Origin of the sequence: Pseudonocardia sp. ICBG1142 (assembly GCF_020496255.1) — a bacterium.
Lineage (GTDB): Bacteria > Actinomycetota > Actinomycetes > Mycobacteriales > Pseudonocardiaceae > Pseudonocardia.
On sequence record NZ_JAHLJC010000004.1, the window covers coordinates 330248 to 347303 of the forward strand.

The 17056-nt window shown below is 75.4% G+C and carries 14 protein-coding genes; 12 read left to right on the plus strand and 2 right to left on the minus strand.

The window, feature by feature from the left end; all coding sequences use genetic code 11:
* Positions 1–14 precede the first annotated feature (14 nt).
* Positions 15–908 carry an oxidoreductase gene (locus KPL59_RS04045; RefSeq protein WP_226359980.1) on the plus strand — a complete coding sequence of 298 codons (894 nt, stop codon included), beginning with the start codon at positions 15–17 and terminating at the stop codon, positions 906–908.
* A 51-nt stretch (positions 909–959) separates the two neighbouring features.
* Here the strand turns inward: KPL59_RS04045 and mftD are convergent, their stop codons facing one another.
* On the minus strand, positions 960–2177 hold the full coding sequence (gene mftD, locus KPL59_RS04050) for a pre-mycofactocin synthase MftD (RefSeq protein ID WP_043282775.1): 1218 nt from the start codon (positions 2175–2177) through the stop codon (positions 960–962).
* Positions 2178–2799: 622 nt separating this feature from the next.
* On the opposite strand from mftD, the gene KPL59_RS04055 reads away from it, so the two are divergent.
* The 8 genes from KPL59_RS04055 (at position 2800) to KPL59_RS36710 (ending at position 12634) form a co-directional block, all read left to right on the plus strand.
* On the plus strand, positions 2800–3651 hold the full coding sequence (locus KPL59_RS04055) for a LytR/AlgR family response regulator transcription factor (protein ID WP_374111596.1): 852 nt from the start codon (positions 2800–2802) through the stop codon (positions 3649–3651).
* Positions 3652–3755: 104 nt separating this feature from the next.
* Positions 3756–4766, plus strand: a complete 1011-nt coding sequence (locus KPL59_RS04060) for a hypothetical protein (protein ID WP_226359982.1) — start codon at positions 3756–3758, stop codon at positions 4764–4766.
* A 185-nt stretch (positions 4767–4951) separates the two neighbouring features.
* Positions 4952–7900 carry an LCP family protein gene (locus tag KPL59_RS36705; protein WP_226359983.1) on the plus strand — a complete coding sequence of 983 codons (2949 nt, stop codon included), beginning with the start codon at positions 4952–4954 and terminating at the stop codon, positions 7898–7900.
* Positions 7901–8057: 157 nt separating this feature from the next.
* Entirely contained in the window at positions 8058–8828 is a 771-nt protein-coding gene (locus KPL59_RS04070; RefSeq protein WP_226359984.1) for an ABC transporter substrate-binding protein, read from the plus strand.
* Positions 8825–9058 carry a hypothetical protein gene (locus KPL59_RS04075; RefSeq protein ID WP_226359985.1) on the plus strand — a complete coding sequence of 78 codons (234 nt, stop codon included), beginning with the start codon at positions 8825–8827 and terminating at the stop codon, positions 9056–9058. Before KPL59_RS04070 ends, KPL59_RS04075 begins: the two co-directional genes overlap by 4 nt.
* 77 nt (positions 9059–9135) lie before the next feature.
* Positions 9136–10113 (plus strand): iron ABC transporter permease, encoded by a 978-nt coding sequence (locus tag KPL59_RS04080; RefSeq protein ID WP_226350907.1) that lies wholly within the window; start codon positions 9136–9138, stop codon positions 10111–10113.
* Complete coding sequence (locus KPL59_RS04085; RefSeq protein WP_226350908.1) at positions 10110–11162, plus strand: iron chelate uptake ABC transporter family permease subunit; 1053 nt, start codon at positions 10110–10112, stop codon at positions 11160–11162. The genes KPL59_RS04080 and KPL59_RS04085 overlap by 4 nt, the downstream gene beginning before the upstream one ends.
* A complete protein-coding gene (locus tag KPL59_RS36710; protein WP_308187827.1) occupies positions 11159–12634 on the plus strand; it encodes an ATP-binding cassette domain-containing protein in 1476 nt (491 codons plus the stop codon). The genes KPL59_RS04085 and KPL59_RS36710 overlap by 4 nt, the downstream gene beginning before the upstream one ends.
* A 7-nt stretch (positions 12635–12641) precedes the next feature.
* Here KPL59_RS36710 and KPL59_RS04100 read toward each other — a convergent pair whose 3' ends face one another.
* Positions 12642–14270 carry an asparagine synthase-related protein gene (locus KPL59_RS04100; protein WP_226359986.1) on the minus strand — a complete coding sequence of 543 codons (1629 nt, stop codon included), beginning with the start codon at positions 14268–14270 and terminating at the stop codon, positions 12642–12644.
* 260 nt (positions 14271–14530) lie between these two features.
* Between KPL59_RS04100 and KPL59_RS04105 the strand changes: the two genes are divergently transcribed.
* The 3 genes from KPL59_RS04105 to mihF all read left to right on the plus strand — a co-directional run bounded on the left by KPL59_RS04105 (position 14531) and on the right by mihF (position 17056).
* Positions 14531–15961, plus strand: coding sequence for an NAD(P)/FAD-dependent oxidoreductase (locus KPL59_RS04105; protein ID WP_226359987.1), 1431 nt, complete (start codon positions 14531–14533; stop codon positions 15959–15961).
* 92 nt (positions 15962–16053) lie between these two features.
* Positions 16054–16497, plus strand: coding sequence for a nuclear transport factor 2 family protein (locus KPL59_RS04110; protein ID WP_226359988.1), 444 nt, complete (start codon positions 16054–16056; stop codon positions 16495–16497).
* Positions 16498–16744: 247 nt separating this feature from the next.
* Positions 16745–17056, plus strand: a complete 312-nt coding sequence (mihF, locus tag KPL59_RS04115) for an integration host factor, actinobacterial type (protein WP_020621796.1) — start codon at positions 16745–16747, stop codon at positions 17054–17056.

A 17056-nucleotide genomic window follows, 5' to 3' on the forward strand; every position in this document is an offset into this window, starting at 1 on the left:
GAAGGAGTCCTCCCGTGTTCCGGACCTCACCCGCCCCCTGGACGACGGCGGACATCCCGCCCCAGCAGGGCAGGACCGTGATCGTCACCGGCGCCACCAGCGGCCTCGGACTGGAGACCACCCGGGCCCTGGTGCACGCCGGTGCACGCGTCGTGCTGGCCGTGCGGAACACCACGCGCGGCGAGGAGATCGCCTCCGAGCTCGGTGGTGCGGTGTCGGTGCGCCGGCTCGACCTGGGCGACCTCACCTCGGTCCGCGAGTTCGCCGCCGGGTTCGAGGGCACCGCCGACGTGCTCGTCAACAACGCCGGGCTGATGGCGGTGCCGTTCTCCCGCACCGCGGACGGCTTCGAGACCCAGCTCGGGGTCAACTTCCTCGGCCACTTCGCGCTGACCGGTCTGCTGGCCGACCGGATCACCGACCGCGTCGTGACGCTGTCCAGCGTGGTCCACCGGATGGGCCGGATCGGCATCGACGACCTGAACTTCGAGCGCCGCCGCTACGAGCGCTGGACCGCCTACGGCCAGTCGAAGCTCGCCTGCCTGATGTTCGCCTACGAGCTGGAGCACCGGTTCGTGGCGGCCGGGTCGCGGCTGCGCTCGATGGCCGCGCACCCCGGCTACGCGGCGACCAACCTGCAGTCGCGCACCGAGTCCGTCCAGGACGCGCTGATGGGCGTGCTCAACAAGGTGGTCGCCCAGTCCGCGGCGGCCGGGGCGCTGCCGACGCTGTTCGCCGCGACCGTCCCGGACCTGCCCGGCGGCGCCTACATCGGACCGGACGGCATCGGCGAGACGCGCGGCAACCCGCGCCCGGTCGGGTCCAGCGCGGCCTCGCACGACCGGCGGATGCAGCGGGCGCTCTGGGAGCGCGCCGAGGAGCTGACCCGGGTCACGTTCCCGCTCTGAACCGACGGTGGTGCGGGGCCCGGTCGCGCCGGGCCCCGCACCACCCGGCGCTCAGAACTTCGAGACGCGGGTGAAGTTCTCCGGGACGATCAGGTCGTCGCGGGAGAGCTCGTGGATCGACTTCTTCCCCAGGCCCAGCAGCGCCTCGTCGATGCCCTTGTAGAGGATCGACAGGACGTTGGTGACCCCGCGCTCGCCCTGCGCGGCCATGCCCCACAGGTAGGCGCGGCCGATCAGGACCGCGCGGGCCCCGAGCGCGAGCGCCTTGACGACGTCGCCGCCGCGGCGGATGCCGCCGTCCATCACGACCTCGACCTGGTCCCCGACGGCGTCGACGATCGCGGGCAGCGCCCGGATCGCGGCCGGGGTGCCGTCGAGGTTGTTGCCGCCGTGGTTGGACACCGAGATCGCGGTGGCGCCCGCGTCGACGGCGCGGCGGGCGTCGTCGGGGTGCATGATGCCCTTGACCATGAACGGGCCGCCCCACTTCTCGCGGAGCCAGGCGATGTCGTCCCAGGTCGGCAGCGGGGTGGTCCACCAGACGCCGTAGGCGCCGAAGAAGGTGGGGGCCTCACCACCGCCGGGGGGCGCCATGTTCGGGGCCTTCAGGTCCGGGATCCTCCCGGACTTCGCCCAGTCCAGCAGGTAACGCGGCTTGGTGATCATCTCGGGCGCGAACTGCAGCGCGGCCTTGACGTCGACCTTCTCCGGGATGGGCGGGCTGCCCCAGTCACGGCGGGTGGCGAAGGTCCAGTCGAGGGTCACGATGAGGCCCTTGGCGCCCGCCCGCCTCGCACGCAGGGCGCGCTCGAGGATGTCCTCCTTGGACCCGGCCCAGTAGACCTGGAAGAAGACCTTGTCGTGGACGGCGCAGACGTCCTCGACCGAGCGGGACGCGAACGACGACAGCCCCATGGCCGTCGACACGGTCTGCTCGGGGTTCAGCGGGTTCTGGATGTTGGAGCTGTGCGCGGCCCGCGCGACGGCGACCTCGCCCTCCGGGTCGACGGCCTGGACGCCGGTCGGCGAGATCAGGACCGGGAGGTCGATCTCCTGGCCCATCACGGTCGTCTTCTGGTCCCGCTGCGGCGGGAGCCCCGCGATGTGCGGGCGGAAGCCGAGCTCGTCGAAGGCGGCGACGTTGTCCGCCAGCGTGATCCCCTGCTCCGCACCGGCGACCAGCGCGTAGTAGACCGACTTCGGCAGGCGCCTGCGCGCCCGTCGCTGCGCCTCCGCGACCGTCTCGAACCAGTCCTTCGTGCTCGCCATGGCTGCCCCTTCGCAGTCGGAGGTGTGCGCCCGGCCGTCGTCGGTCACGGCCGGTCCGACACGCCGACCGGATACGAAACGGTCCCACGTGTCGGTTCTCACGCACGGTAGCGTTTCGGCACCGAGTGCCACAATGACACCCACCCACGGACCGTCCGATCGGCGAGGGCGCGACTCTCCGCCCGACCAGCCACGACGCCGACCCCGGTCCACTCCCCCCGGCCGGACGGCGCCGCTGACACGACCGGCAGCCACGACTCGTGACGCTCCGCTGTCACTCCCCCTCCGACGGCCCACCCCGGATCGTGTGGGGCGCGAGGCGGGACCGGCCGTCGGTGACGCTCCGCGGTCTCGCTACGGTGTGCCCGCAGTCACCGGTCAGCGGGCGGTGTGCCCGCGGCAAGGAGGAGCCGTGTACAGCCACGCGCGGGGTGGGCACGCTTCGGGCGCGACGCCCGGCCCGGTCGGCCATGTGCTGCAGCCCGGGTACGGCGCCGCGAGCAACCACCGGCCCATCGGGGTCCCGGGTCAGCTCCGCGCCCCGGAGCCGCCGCAGCCGTCCCCCGCCGCCCCGGCGGGGACCCGGCTCACCGTCCTCGCCGTCGACGACGAGGAACCGGCCCTGCTCGAGCTGGCGCACCTGCTCGGCGAGGACCAGCGGGTCGAGACCGTGCTGACCGCGCCGAACGCCACGGAGGCGCTGCGCATCCTGCACGGCTCGCAGGCCGACGCGACCACCCCGACCGTCGACGTCGTGTTCCTCGACATCCGGATGCCCGGCCTCGACGGCCTGGAGCTCGCCCGGGTGCTGAACGCGATGGCCGACCCGCCGCCGGTGGTGTTCGTGACCGCCCACGACGACCGGGCCGTCGACGCCTACGAGGTCGGTGCCGTCGACTACCTGTTCAAACCCCTGCGCACCGAGCGGCTGTCCGGCTCGCTGGACCGCACCCTGGCACTGCGCGCGGCCCGGCGGGCCGAGAACGGCCCGCCCGCGGCGCCCGCCCGCCACGGCGCCGACCCGGGTGGCGCGGCCGCGCCACCGGTCGCCCGCCGGGGCGCCCCGGCCGCGACCACCGACGACGAGGTCGTGCCGGTGGAGCTGGCCGGCACCACGAAGCTCGTCCCCCGCTCCTCGATCCGGTTCGTCGAGGCCCAGGGCGGCTACGCCCGGCTGCACACCAACGAGGGCAGCCACCTGGTCCGCATTCCGGTCTCGGTACTGGAGGAGCGCTGGGGCGAGGCCGGGTTCGTCCGGATCCACCGTGCCTACCTGGTGTCGCTGCCGCTGATCACCGAGCTGCGCATGTCCGGGTCGGGGTACGTCGTCCGCCTCGGCAACGGGCCGAGCGCGGTCGAGCTGCCCGTCAGCCGCCGGCACACCGCGGGCCTCAAGCGGATCCTGCGGGGCCGGCCGACGCGGCCGCAGCGCGGCCCCGAGGACGGCCCGGACGGGCCCGTCGTTCCGCGCTGACCCGGGGCGGATGACCGCGGCGGGCCACGGCCCGTCGCCTCACCGACACGCCCGGTGACCGTTCGGACTGCCGGGCGTGATCCTGTCGCCTAGCCTGGTGACCGGTGTCCATCTCGGGTGAGTCCTCGCACGTCCTGTCCGTCACGAACCGTCGTCGCCCCGGGTGGCGCGCACGTCCGCCGGTGCTGCTCCTGGCGCTGCTGACGGCCTGCGCGGTGGTCGCGGGCTGTTCCTCCGCCGCTGCCCCGGCCCCGGCCGCGCCGCCCCCGCCGGCCCCCGCGCAGCCGGCGCCGACCTCCGCCGCGCCCGCGGTGCCGGAGCTGCCCGGCGGCGGCACCGAGGTCTTCCCGGGCCGCCGGATGGCCGCGCTCTACGGCCACCCGGGCACCCCGTCGATGGGGGTCCTCGGCGAGCAGGACCTGCCCCGCTCGATCGCCCGCGCGAAGGACCTCGCCGCCGACTTCCAGCCGCTCGTACGCGAACCCGTCGTGCCGGCGTTCGAGATCATCACGACGGTCGCCGACCGCGTCCCCGGCCCGGACGGCGACTACTCCGCGGAGATGAGCGTCGACGAGCTGCGGCCGTGGGTCGAGCAGGCCGGGAAGGCCGGCGTCTACGTGGTGCTGGACCTGCAGCCCGGCACCACCGACTTCACGACCCAGGCGAAGCGTTACGCCGAGCTGCTCGCGCAGCCGCACGTCGGGCTCGCGCTCGACCCCGAGTGGCGGCTGGAGCCGGGCCAGCGTCACGGCGCGCAGATCGGGTCCGTGACCGCAGCGGAGATCAACCGGACCTCGGAGTGGCTGGCCGCGCTGGTGCGGGAGAAGGGGCTGCCGCAGAAGGTCTTCCTGATCCACCAGTTCCGGGTCTCCATGATCTCCGACCGGCAGACCGTGGTCACCTCCCACCGCGAGCTCGCGACCGTGCTGCACGCCGACGGCTACGGCACCCGCCAGGAGAAGACCGAGACCTGGAACGCGCTGCACGCCGCGCCCCGCCCGCAGGGCCTGTGGTGGGGCTGGAAGAACTTCATCGACGAGGACCGGCCGACCTTCACCCCGCGGGAGACCTACGCCGTCCGGCCCGAGTCGCCGGTCTTCGTGTCCTACCAGTGACGGGTGTGTCCCCCCTGTCCGGAAGCCCCTCCCGGGTGGGTGGCCGCCCACCGAGATCGTGATCACGGCAAGTACTCTCACCGGAACCCGAGCGCCGTCGTCGCCGCCGGGTGCGCAGGCACGTGCCGCTCCTCCGCGCGGCACGGCCGTCCTGCCCGTGCCGACCAGTGAAGGGGGTGCTCCGGGTGGACGAACGACCGCCGGAGGGCTCCCGCCCGACCGGTCCGGACCGGCCACGACGACCCGGCCCTCCCGAGCACGCCCGCCGCGACGACCGTCCCCACCTGCGGGACGAGGCACGGCACGGCGGCCCGCCGCCCCGGGACCGCGCCGAGGTCCCGCCGCACGACCGTCGCGACACTCCGCCGCCGCACCCCCGTGGCGGCGCCGCTCCCCCACCCGGCTCTGCCGGGGGCCCGGCCCCGCAGTCCGGTAGGCCCGGCGACCGCAGACAACCCCGGTCCGGCAGGCCGCCCCAGGAGCCGTCGGGCGGCCCGCGACGTCCCGGGCCGCCCGCCACCGGTGCACCGCGTCCGCCCGCCGGTGACCAGCGCCCGGGAACCGGTCCCGCGGCGCGTCCCGACAGCGGGCGTCCCGGCCGGCCGGACGGAGCCGGGCGTCCCGCCGAGGACGAGTCCTGGCTCCCCCGGCGCGAGCGCGAGGCCCGGGCCGCCGCCCGGCGGGCCGCCGCTTGGACGTCCCGCTCGACGCGGTCGGAGGCCCCGGGCCGTGGTGGGCACAGCGACAGCAGGCCCACCGACATCCGGTCCATCCGCGCGACCCGTCGCGGCATCGGAGAGACCGTGAAGGTCCCCGGCCGGCCGGACACCGCCGCCGAGCACCGGCGGCACCGCGCGTCCGAGCCCGACGCCCCGCCGCAGGAGCGCGACCGCGCGGCCCGGCTGAGCGGCGAGCTGCCGATCGTCCCGCGCCGGCCCGGCGACCGTCCCGGTGGCTCCGTGTCCGGTGGCGCCGTGTCCGGTGGTTCGCGCCCGGACGCACCGTCGCGCCCCGGCGCACCCTCGGCCCCGAGCGGCCCGGGGCGGTCCGGTCCCGGGCCGGTGCCGCCGGGTGGGCCCCGGCGCCCCGGTGACCCCCGTCCCGGTGGCCCCGACCCGCGTTCCGGCGGCCGGCCCGGCGGTGCCCCCGGTGCCCACGGTGCCCCCGCCGGATCCGGTGCGCGGTCCTCCGGCGCGGTCCGCCCGGACACCGTCCCCGGCCGGCCCGACACCGGCAGACCCGACGGCGGCAGGCCCGACGGCCCGCAGGGGCGACCCGCCGACGCGCGCCCGGCCGGCCCGGGTGGCGCCGCACCGGATCCCGCGCGCGACGCCGCACGTCCCGCCCCGCCGCGGCCGCCGCACCCCGGCCTGGCCGCCGGTGCCGCGGCAGGCACGGCAGCGGCCGGCTCCGCAGCGGCCGGCGCCGCGGCATCCTGGAACCGACCCGCCCGGGACGGCCGCGGCGACGACGGCAGCGTCGACGACGACTACGGCGACGGCGAGACCGCGCTGGCCCCGCCCGCCGGCCCGTCGGCCGCGCCCGATCCCGCGCGGCGCACCCTCGCCGCCGCACTCGGCCTCACCGCGGCGTCCACCGTGGTGCCCGGCAGCGGCCATCTCGCGCTGCGCCGTCGTCGTACCGGCGGGCTGATCCTCGGCACGCTGGTCGCGATCGTCGTCGGGCTGGCGGCGGTGGCGCTGCTGGCCCGGCGGTCGACGCTGCTGCAGAACCTGTTGTCGACGACCACGCTGACCGTCATCGCGGGCGCGCTGGTGGTCGCCGGCATCGCCTGGATCGCCCAGGTCGCGCGGACCTACGCGCTGGCCCGGCCGCGCGGGATGCCGCTCGGCCAGAAGATCGTCGGCACCGGGACAGCGGCCCTGCTGTGCCTCGCCGTCGCCGTCCCGTTCGGCTACGGCGTCGAGCTGGTCAACTCCCAGCGCGGGCTGCTGAACTCGCTGTTCCAGGGCGGCGGGACCTCGGCGGCCGAGGCGCTGGGCAAGCCCCGGCTCAACGTGCTGCTGCTGGGCAGCGACGCCGGCGACGACCGGACCGGCACCCGTACCGACACCATGATGGTCGCCAGCATCGACACCCGCTCCGGCCGGACGACGCTGTTCAGCCTGCCCCGCAACATCCAGCGGGCCGAGTTCCCGCCGGGCAGCCCGGCCGCGGAGAAGTTCCCGAACGGCTTCCACGACCCGTCGCAGCCGTTGTCGGGCGACTACCTGCTCAACGCCATCTACGCCTACGCCGAGCAGCACCCGGAGATCGCCCCGTCGGGACCGACCTCGTCGCCGGGCATCAACCTGCTCCAGTCCTCGATCGCGTACATGACCGGCCTGCCGCTGGACTACTACCTCGAGGTCAACATGGCCGGGTTCTCCTCCATGATCGACGCCGTCGGCGGGGTCACCGTGAACGTCGGGCCCGAGCCGATCCCGGTCGGTGGTGTCACCGCGTTCGGCCGGCATGTCACCCCGGACCGCTACATCAGCCCCGGGGTGCAGACCCTGGGCGGCGAGGACGCGCTGTGGTTCGCCCGTTCCCGCCGTGACGGCACCGACTACCAGCGGATGGGCCGCCAGCGCTGCCTGATCCAGGCCGTCATCTCACAGACGACCGCGACCGAGCTGATCTCCCGGTTCCAGAGCATCGCCGCGGTGACCCGGGACAACGTGGCCACCGACATGCCCCAGCAGGTGCTGCCCGCGCTGGCCGTCCTGGCCGACGAGGGGTTCCGGCTGGAGAGCGTCGCGTTCGACCCGTCGCTGCCGGACCCGAACTCCCCGACGGGCTACTTCGTCACCGCCGACCCGGACGTCCCCTACATGCGCGAGGTCGTCCGCAACGCCATCGCCGACCCGCCCCCGGAGCCGGCGCCCGGGACCGCACCGTCACTCGCCGCCCCGACGACGCAGCCGTCGACGAGCTCGGAGTCGTCCCGGTCGTCCTCGTCGAGCGCGTCGCCGACCCCCGACCCGGCCGCGGCCCGGCCGCAGTCGGTCGAGGAGTCCTGCGCGGCGACCGGCGCGGCCGACGTCCCCGCCGGGGCCGAGCCCGGGAACTCGCAGGAGCCGTCCGCGACCGGCTCCGAGCAGGTCGACGGTCTCCGCCCCGACCAGAACTGAGCCCGCCGCAGCCGAGCCGTCACGGTCGAGGCCATCGGAGCGCCGGTGCGGCCGCCCGGCGGCATCTGTGGCGCACACGGCTGCGGTCCGCTCTTCCGTCCGCCGCACCGGGATGATGAAGTGAGGGTCACCTATAAGTTGGAGAGGCGGCCCTTCCGTGCGACGAACGCTCCCCCTGTTCGCCGGTCTGCTCATCGTGCTGATGCTGCTGGCCGGATGCGGCTCACCGGAGCCCGGGACCACACCGTCGGGGGCCACCCCGTCCGGGGACGGTGCGTTCCCGGTGACGGTCCCGACCGCGTTCGGCGACGTCACCGTCCCCGAGCAGCCCCGCCGGGTCGTCGCCCTCGGGTGGAGCGACGCCGAGACCGCGCTGGCCCTGGGCGTCGAGCCGGTCGGGGCCGCGGACTGGCTGGCCGTCGGCGGTGACGGCCTCGGACCGTGGGGGCAGGCCCGCTACACCACCCCGCCGCAGATCCTCGGCACGCTCGAGGTCGACCTGGAGGCCGTCGCGGCCCTGGACCCGGACCTGATCCTCGACACCCGCTCCTCCGGCGACCGGGAGCGCCACGACCGGCTGACCCAGCTGGGCGTGCCGGTGATCGGCATCCCGGCCGGCGGCGAGAACTACAAGACGACCTGGCGCGACCAGCTCCGCATGGTCGGAGCCGCGGTCGGCAAGCCGCAGGAGGCGGCGCGCGCGCAGGCCGACCTGGAGCGACGCTTCGCCGACGCCCGCGCGCAGCACCCGCAGCTGCAGGGCGCCACGGTCGTGTCCGGGGCCCGCAACACCCTCGGCGAGTACGCCGCCTACACCGGCGAATCCGGGCGCCTGGCGTTCCTGAAGGAGCTGGGCATGGTCAACGCCCCGCAGATCGAGTCGCAGCGCACCGACGGCTTCCCGTCCCGATCTCGCGGGAGCGGATGAACCTCCTCGACGCCGACGTCACCGTCATGCAGGCGATCTCGAAGGACACCTCGGCCATCGCGAACGACCCGCTGTGGAAGGCCGTGCCGTCGGTCGCCGCGGGGCGCGGTGTGCTGCTGTCGGACCGCGACGTGTCCCAGGCCTTCTCCAGCGCCTCGGTCGACGGCTGGCGCTACGCCCTCGACCGCACCGTGGGCCAGCTCGCGGACGCGGCGGCGAAGGCGCGGTGACCGCCCCGACGGCCACGCCCACCGTCCCGTCCCCTCCGGATGCGCCGGCGACGGTCCGGCGGCGGCGGTGGCCCGCCGTGGCCGGCCTGACCGTCGCCCTGCTGGCCGTGGCCGCGCTCGGCCTGCTGGTCGGTGCCCGGCCGCTCGCGCCGGGGTTCGTGCTGGACGTCCTGACCGGGGCCGTCGACCGGACCTCCCCGGACGCGCTCGTGGTCACCGAGGTGCGGCTGCCGCGCACGGTGCTGGCGGTCCTGGCCGGGGCCGCGCTCGGTGTGGCCGGGGTGCTCGCCCAGGGCATCACGCGCAACCCGATCGCCGAGCCCGGCATCCTCGGGCTCAACACCGGCGCCGCCCTCGCCGTCGTGCTCGGGATCGCGCTGCTCGGTGTCGACACCCTCAGCGGCTACGTCTGGTTCGGCTTCGCCGGGGCGGCGGTGGCGGCCGTCGTCGTCGCCGGAGTGGCCGGCATCGGCCGCCGCGGCAGCGTCTCCCCCGCGACGCTCGCCCTGGCGGGCGCCGCGCTCGCCGCGGGCCTGCAGTCGATCACCACCCTGTTCCTGCTCACCGACCCCCAGGCCTTCGACGACTACCGGTTCTGGCAGGTCGGCTCGGTCGCCGGCCGGGACCTCGGGATCGCAGCGCAGGCGGCCCCGTTCGTCGTCGCCGGGCTCGCACTGGCCCTGACCTGCGGTCCGCGGCTGAACGCGCTCGCGCTCGGCGACGACGTCGCCCGGTCCTTCGGCCGCCCGGTCGGGACCGACCGCGCCGTGTGCGGGGTGGCCCTGGTCGTGCTGGCCGGGGCCGCGACCGCCGCCGCGGGGCCGATCGCGTTCCTCGGGCTCGCCGTGCCGCACCTGGTGCGGCGCCTCGCCGGGACCGACCACCGGGTGGTGCTGCCGCTGGCGGCGCTCGCCGGACCCGTCCTGCTGCTGGCCGCGGACGTGCTCGGCCGGGTCGTCGCCCCGCCGGGCGAGGTCCAGGCCGGGGTGGTGACGGCCGTCGTCGGCGCCCCGCTGTTCGTCGCGCTGGTCCGGCGGCGGAGGTTCCTGCGATGAGCACCGGGACCGTCACCGGCGGGGATCCCACCGCGGTGTTGCGCCGGATCCGGGCCCGGGCCCGGCGCCGTCGTACGACGGCCGGGCTCGCCGTCGCCGTCGCCGTGCTCGCCGCGTTCGTCACCTCCCTCTCGGTGGGTGCACAGGGCCTCGGGCCCGGCGACGTGCTGGCCGCGCTGACCGGGCTCGGCACGCCGCGCACCGAGCTGGTGGTGCTGCGGCTGCGGATGCCGCGGGCGTTGACCGCGCTCCTGGTCGGCGCGGCCCTCGGCCTGGCCGGGGCCCTGTTCCAGCGGGTGCTGCGCAACACCCTGGCCAGCCCGGACGTGATCGGTGTGGGTGCCGGCGCCGCCGTCGGTGCGGTGACCGCCTCGATCGTGCTCGGTCTGTCCGCCACCGGGACCTCGGCCGGTGCGGTGCTGGGCGCCGTCGCGGCGGCGCTGCTCGTCGCCGTCCTGGCCCGCCGCGACGGCCTCGGCGGTACCCGCTTCGTGCTGGTCGGGGTCGGGATCGGGTCGGCCGCGATGGCCGTCGTCTCCTACCTGATGATCACCGCGTCGCTGACCACGGCGCAGCAGACGCTGGTCTGGCTGACCGGCAGCGTCACCGAGACCGGCTGGTCGACGGCGGTCCCGCTGGCGACGGCCTGCGCGGTGCTCGTGCCCGCGGCGCTGCTGCTGGCCCGCGCGCTGCCCCGCCTGGAGCTCGGTGACGACACCGCGACCGCGCTCGGGCTGCCCGTCGGCCGGGCCCGGGGCGCGCTGCTGGCGGTGGCCGTCCTGCTCGTCGCCGCCGCGGTCGCCGCGGCCGGGCCGGTGTCGTTCGTCGCGCTCGTCAGCGGGCCGCTCGCCGCCCGGCTCGCCGGCCCCGGGCGGGCGTCGCTGCCGCACGCCGCTGGTGTCGGGGCCGCGCTGGTGCTGTTCGCCGACGTCGTCGCCCGCACGCTGATCGCCGAGGTCGCCCTGCCCGCGGGTGTCGTCACCGGTGCGATCGGCGCCCCCTACCTGCTGTGGCTGCTCGCCCGCTCCCGGACCGGAGGAACCCCGTGACCACCCCCGCCACCGTGCCCGCCGGGCCCGCGCTGGACGCCGACGGCCTGGTCCTGCGCTACGACGAGCGCGTCGTCGTCGACGGCCTGACCGTGCACGTCCCGCCCGGCCGGATCACCGTGATCGTCGGCCCGAACGCCTGCGGCAAGTCCACCCTGCTGCGCGGGCTGGGCCGGATCGTCGCCCCGGCCGCCGGGACCGTGCGCCTCGACGGCACCGACGTCCGGTCGCTGTCCGGTCGCGAGCTGGCCCGCAGGCTCGGGCTGCTCCCGCAGTCCCCGACCGCCCCGGACGGCATCACCGTCGCCGACCTGGTGGAACGCGGCCGGTCCCCGCACCAGGGCTGGTTCGGCGGCCGCGGCGACGCCGACGACGCCGCCGTCGCCGAGGCGATGCGCGCGACCGGGGTGCTGGAGCTGGCCGACCGCCCGGTCGACGAGCTGTCCGGCGGTCAGCGCCAGCGTGTGTGGATCGCGATGGTGCTGGCCCAGGACACCGGGGCCCTGCTGCTCGACGAGCCGACCACGTTCCTGGACCTGCCGCACGCGGTGGAGGTGCTGGACCTGCTCGTCGACCGGAACCGGGAGCGGGGCAGCACGGTCGTCGTCGTCCTGCACGACCTGAACCTGGCCTGCCGCTACGCCGACCACCTGATCGCGATGGCCGACGGCGCGATCGTCGCGCAGGGCCCGCCCGCGACGACGATGACCGCCGACCTGGTGCGCCGGGTCTTCGGGATGGAGTCGCGGGTGGTGCCCGACCCGGTCGCGGGCACCCCGATGATCGTGCCCGCCGGACGGCACCACCCGGTTCCCGCGCCGGCCGCCCCGGCCCCCGAACCGGACGCGGTGCGGACCGAGGACGAGCTGCGCGAGGTCGTCGCCGCGCCGCACCCGATGGTCGCGGGCAAGTCCACCGACCGGGTCGACGAGGTCGCCGCCCGGTTCGTCGCCGCCTCCCCGCTGGTGTTCCTGGGCACCACCGCGCCGGACGGCACGGTCACGGTGACCCCGCGCGGCGACGCCCCCGGCTCGGTCCGGGTGCTCGACGGCGGCCGGCGCCTCGCGGTCCCGGAGCGGCCGGGCAACCGGCGCGTCGACAGCATGCGCAACCTGCTCGCGCACGACGGCATCGGACTCACCTTCTGCGTGCCGCGCGCCACGCACGTGCTGCGGGTGCACGGCCGCGCCCGGGTGACCCGCGACCCCGCGGTGCTGGCGCTGTGGGGCCCGGCCGACGCCGAGGGCCAGGGCCCGGCCGGGCACCGGCCGCCGCCGCTCGCGCTGCTGGTCGACGTGCACGACGCCTACGTGCACTGCGGCCGGGCGCTCGCCGCCGCCGGGCTGTGGGACCCCGACAGCTGGGACGGCGACGACGTCCCGGGGGTGAAGGAGCTGGCCGACGCCGCCCGGGCCGACCGCGCGAGCCGCGCCGAGGACCCCGACACCGTCGGACCGGCCGCACGGGTGTGAGCGGGGCTCAGGCCGTCGCGAAGGCCCCGAGCACGTGGTCCGGCCGGATCCCGTCGAAGTGGGACCGCCAGATCCCGTGGTAGAGGATCTCCTCCTCGCTGCGCAGCGGCCAGGAGTCGGACGGGTGCTCGGGCACCTCGTCGGTCAGCCCGGCGGCCGCCGCGGCGGCGGCCTTGCCGGCGGCCAGCTCGGCCAGCACGGTGCCGGCGCCGGAGCCGTCGCCGAACTGCTCCTTGCCGCGCCACAGCAGGTCCTCGGGCAGCCAGCCCTCGAACGCCTCGCGCAGGATCGCCTTCTCCGGCCGGCCGCCGGGGCGCTGCTTCCACTCCGGCGGCAGCGCCAGCGCGGCGCGGACCAGGCCGGAGTCGAGGAACGGCTCGCGGGCCTCCAGCCCGAAGTACATGGTGGTCCGGTCGCAGCGCTGCAGGTTCAGGTGGTGCAGCTGCTCCAGGGAGCGGACCAGCTCGGCCTGCAGGGTGTCCGGGTCGGCGTACTCGGGCCCGTGGACGTAGGAGTAGCCGGCGAACAGCTCGTCGGCGCCCTCCCCGGTCAGCACGACCTTGACCTTCTTCGCCGCCTCGCGGGCGAGGATCAGGTTGGGCACGGCGCTGCGGACCAGGGCCGGGTCGTAGTGCTCGATGACCTCGACGGCGTGGTCGAGGGCCTCGGCGATGTCCTCGGGCGTCACCAGGACCTCGTGGTGGTCCGAACCGATGTGCGCGGCGACCTTGCGGGCCGCGATCAGGTCGCCGGACTCCGCGGTCCCGACGGCGAAGGTGGGCAGCTGCTCGCCACGGGCCCGTGCCTCCTGCGCGGCGATGGCTGCGACCAGCGCCGAGTCGAGGCCACCGGACAGGAACACCCCGACGCCGACGTCGGACATCATCCGGCGGCGCACCGCGGACACCACGGCCTCGCGCACCCGGGACAGGTCGGCGTCGTCCCAGCCGGGGCGGATCGCGCGGCGGGCCGGGCGGACCTCGACCGGCACGGCGTCGGCGAACCGCACCAGCCCCGACGACGGGCTCCACAGGCAGCCGGGCGGGAACGAGCGCACGTACGGACGGTCCTCGGGGTCGAACGCACGGAGCTCGCTGGCGAACAGCACCGTCTCCGACGGGTCCGGCGCGGTGTACGGGACGGCCCCGGCCGCACCGCCGCCGTCACGGAACTCTGCCGGCGGCACCCAGTACAGCGGCTTGACCCCGAATGGGTCCCGGGCGACGAGCCCGGGACCGTCGGTGCGCCCCATGGCGACGGCGAACATGCCGTTGAGCGAGGCGACCGCGGCCTGGCCGTCCCACATCACCGCGTGCAGCGCGGCCTCGGTGTCGGACTTGGTACGCACCGTGCCGTCCGGGAACGCCTTGGCGATGCGCTCGTGGTTGTAGATCTCGCCGTTGCCGACGATCCAGGCGGTACGCGCGGCGTCGGACATCGGCTGGTGCCCGCCGCTGACGTCCATGATCGACAGGCGCTGGTGGCCCAGCCAGGTGTTCCCGACGACCTGCACGCCGGTGTCGTCGGGTCCGCGGTGCGCCACCCTGGCGAGCATCCGCTCGTACTTCTCGGGGTCGGCGGGCTCACCGCCCGGCCATGCCGTGGGTCCACCGAACGCAGCCACGATCCCGCACATGGGCTCCATCGTCGCACGGTCGGCGAGCCCGCATCCGGCTTCCGTTCCCCCACCGTGTGAGTTCGGACTCTGAAAGGCGTTTCCGGAGCGATCCGAATTGCCCCGGCGGCCGAGGGTTCGTACGGTCGGAGACCGGCCAGGACGGCCGCCGTCCACCGCCGACACCAGGACTCAGGGTCCGGAGGCGGGGACCGACACCGGCCATCGAGCAGGTGCGCGGTGACGCCGCGCCAGGACCGACCGACAAGGGGCGGACTCAGGTGAGCACGGCAGAGCACGACGAGCGGCAGGGCCGGCACAAGGTCGTGATCGTCGGCGGAGGGTTCGGCGGTGTGCAGGCCGCCAAGGCGCTCAAGGGCGCCGATGTCGACGTGACCATCGTCGACCGCACGAACCACCACCTGTTCCAGCCGCTGCTCTACCAGGTGGCGACGGGCATCCTGTCCCCCGGCCTGATCGCCCCGGCGCTGCGCCGGGTGCTGAAGAAGCAGCGCAACGTGCGCACCCTGCTCGCCGAGGTCGGCGACATCGACCTCGAGGCCAAGGTCGTGCACGCGGCCGCGCCGGACGGACAGCGGATCACGCTGCCCTACGACACCCTCGTCGTCGCCGCGGGCGCCACGCACGCCTACTTCGGGCACCCGGAGTGGGCCGAGCACGCCCCCGGCCTGAAGTCGATCGAGGACGCCCGGCTGCTGCGCTCGCGCATCCTGGGTGCCTACGAGCTCGCCGAGGTCGCGACGACCGAGGAGGAGAAGCAGGCGTGGATGACCTTCGTGGTCGTCGGCGCCGGCCCCACCGGTGTCGAGCTGGCCGGTCAGCTGGCCGAGCTGGCGCAGTACGTGCTGCCCCGCGAGTACCGGTCGATCGACACCCGTTCCGCGCGGATCATCCTGCTCGACGCGGCGCCGGCGGTGCTCCCGCCGTTCGCGAAGAAGCTGCAGGACTACACCCGCAAGACCCTGGAGAAGAAGGGCATCGAGGTCCGCCTGAACACCATGGCGACCGACATGGACGCCGACTCCATCACGGTCAAGGGCCCGAACGGCGAGGAGCGCATCGTCGCCCGCACCAAGGTGTGGGCCGCCGGTGTGCAGGCGTCCCCGCTGGCCGAGCTGCTCGCGAAGGCCTCCGGCGGCGAGGTCGACCGGGCCGGGCGCCTGGCGGTCGACCCGGACTGCAGCCTGCCGGGCCGCAGCGACGTGTTCGCCATCGGCGACATGGTCTCCACCATCGACCGGCTGCCCGGTGTCGCGCAGGTCGCGATGCAGCAGGGCACCTACGTCGGCAAGCTGATCAAGGCGCGGGCCAAGGGCGACGACACCACCCCGGCCCCGTTCCGCTACTTCGACAAGGGCTCGATGGCCACGATCGGCGCGCGCGAGGCCGTCGCCGACGTGCGCGGCATCAAGCTCACCGGCTGGATCGGGTACTTCATCTGGTGCTACGTGCACGTGATGTTCCTGATCGGCTGGGGCAACCGCTTCGGCACGCTCTACAACTGGCTGCGGTCGCTGCGTTACGCCCGCTACCGCGGGCACCGGCTGATCAGCGTCACCGCCTCCTACGACAAGGCGGTCGACCCCGAGAAGCCGCTGGGCGCCGAGACCGACGAGCGCGCCGAGCTGGACCCGCGGGTCTCGCCCGGCTCGCCACCGGCGCCCGACGAGCGCCCGGCCGCCACGGCCTGAACGGGCCCACGTACCACGACCGACGCCCGGGGGCACGCGCCCCCGGGCGTCGTCGCGTGCGGGGGTGGGTCGCGACGTGGCACCGTGCTCGGGTGACCCCGGCGATGCAGGTCCTGATGCGTGACATCGCGCGGCTCTGGGACACCGCGGCCGGCGCGCTCTACGACGACGGGGACCCCGGCCCGGCGACGGCCGCGCTGGCCGCCGACGTGCGCTGGACCGAGCTGCCCACCGGCGCCGGGGGCCACGGCCGGGACGCGGTCGCCGCGCACCTGGCCGCCGTCGCCGGTGCCCGGCCGTCCGGGCTGACCCGGACCCGGTTGTCCCGCACCGTCGACGTCCGTCGGGTCGTCGACGAGGTCCGCGTCGGCTTCACCCACGACCGGGAGCTGCCGTGGCTGCTGCCCGGGCTCGCCCCCACCGGGCGCGCGGCGGAGGTGTTGGCGGTGCAGCTGGTGCGGGTCCGGCAGGGCCGGATCGACGAGGTCCGGACCCTCTGGGATCTCGCGGGACTGCGCTCCGTGCTCGACGGGTGAGCCCGCCGTCACCGCTTCCGCGGCATCATCGCGCTGACCTGCGGCAACAGCCCCACTCGTCGAATGTGCGACGGGCGGTCGCCCGGGTGCGGTGAACAGCGCCACGGAAGGCCGTGACCAGGCCCGACACGCCCTGAAGAGGGGGTTCCCGCAGGTCGTGGCGATGTCTCTGCCAGTCTGTACCGCGATCGGAGATAGCAGTCCACCCCGGTGAGCGGGGTGCGTGAACCGAGAGGAGTTGTCAGCGATGGCTCTGCCCACCCTGACCCCGGAGCAGCGCGCCGAGGCGCTCAAGAAGGCGGCTGCGGCCCGTACCGCCCGCAAGGAGCTCCGCGACAAGATCGCCAGCGGCGAGGAGACCATCCCCGCTGTGCTGGGGCGCGCGAAGACCGACCAGATCGTCGGCAAGACCAAGGTCGCCGATCTGCTGAAGAGCGTCCCGGGCTGGGGCCCGGCGAAGGTCTCCAAGGTGATGGAGGAGGCCGGCATCGACGTGTCGCGTCGTGCCGCCGGCCTCGGCGACCGTCAGCGCGCCGCGCTGATCGAGAAGGTCGGCTGA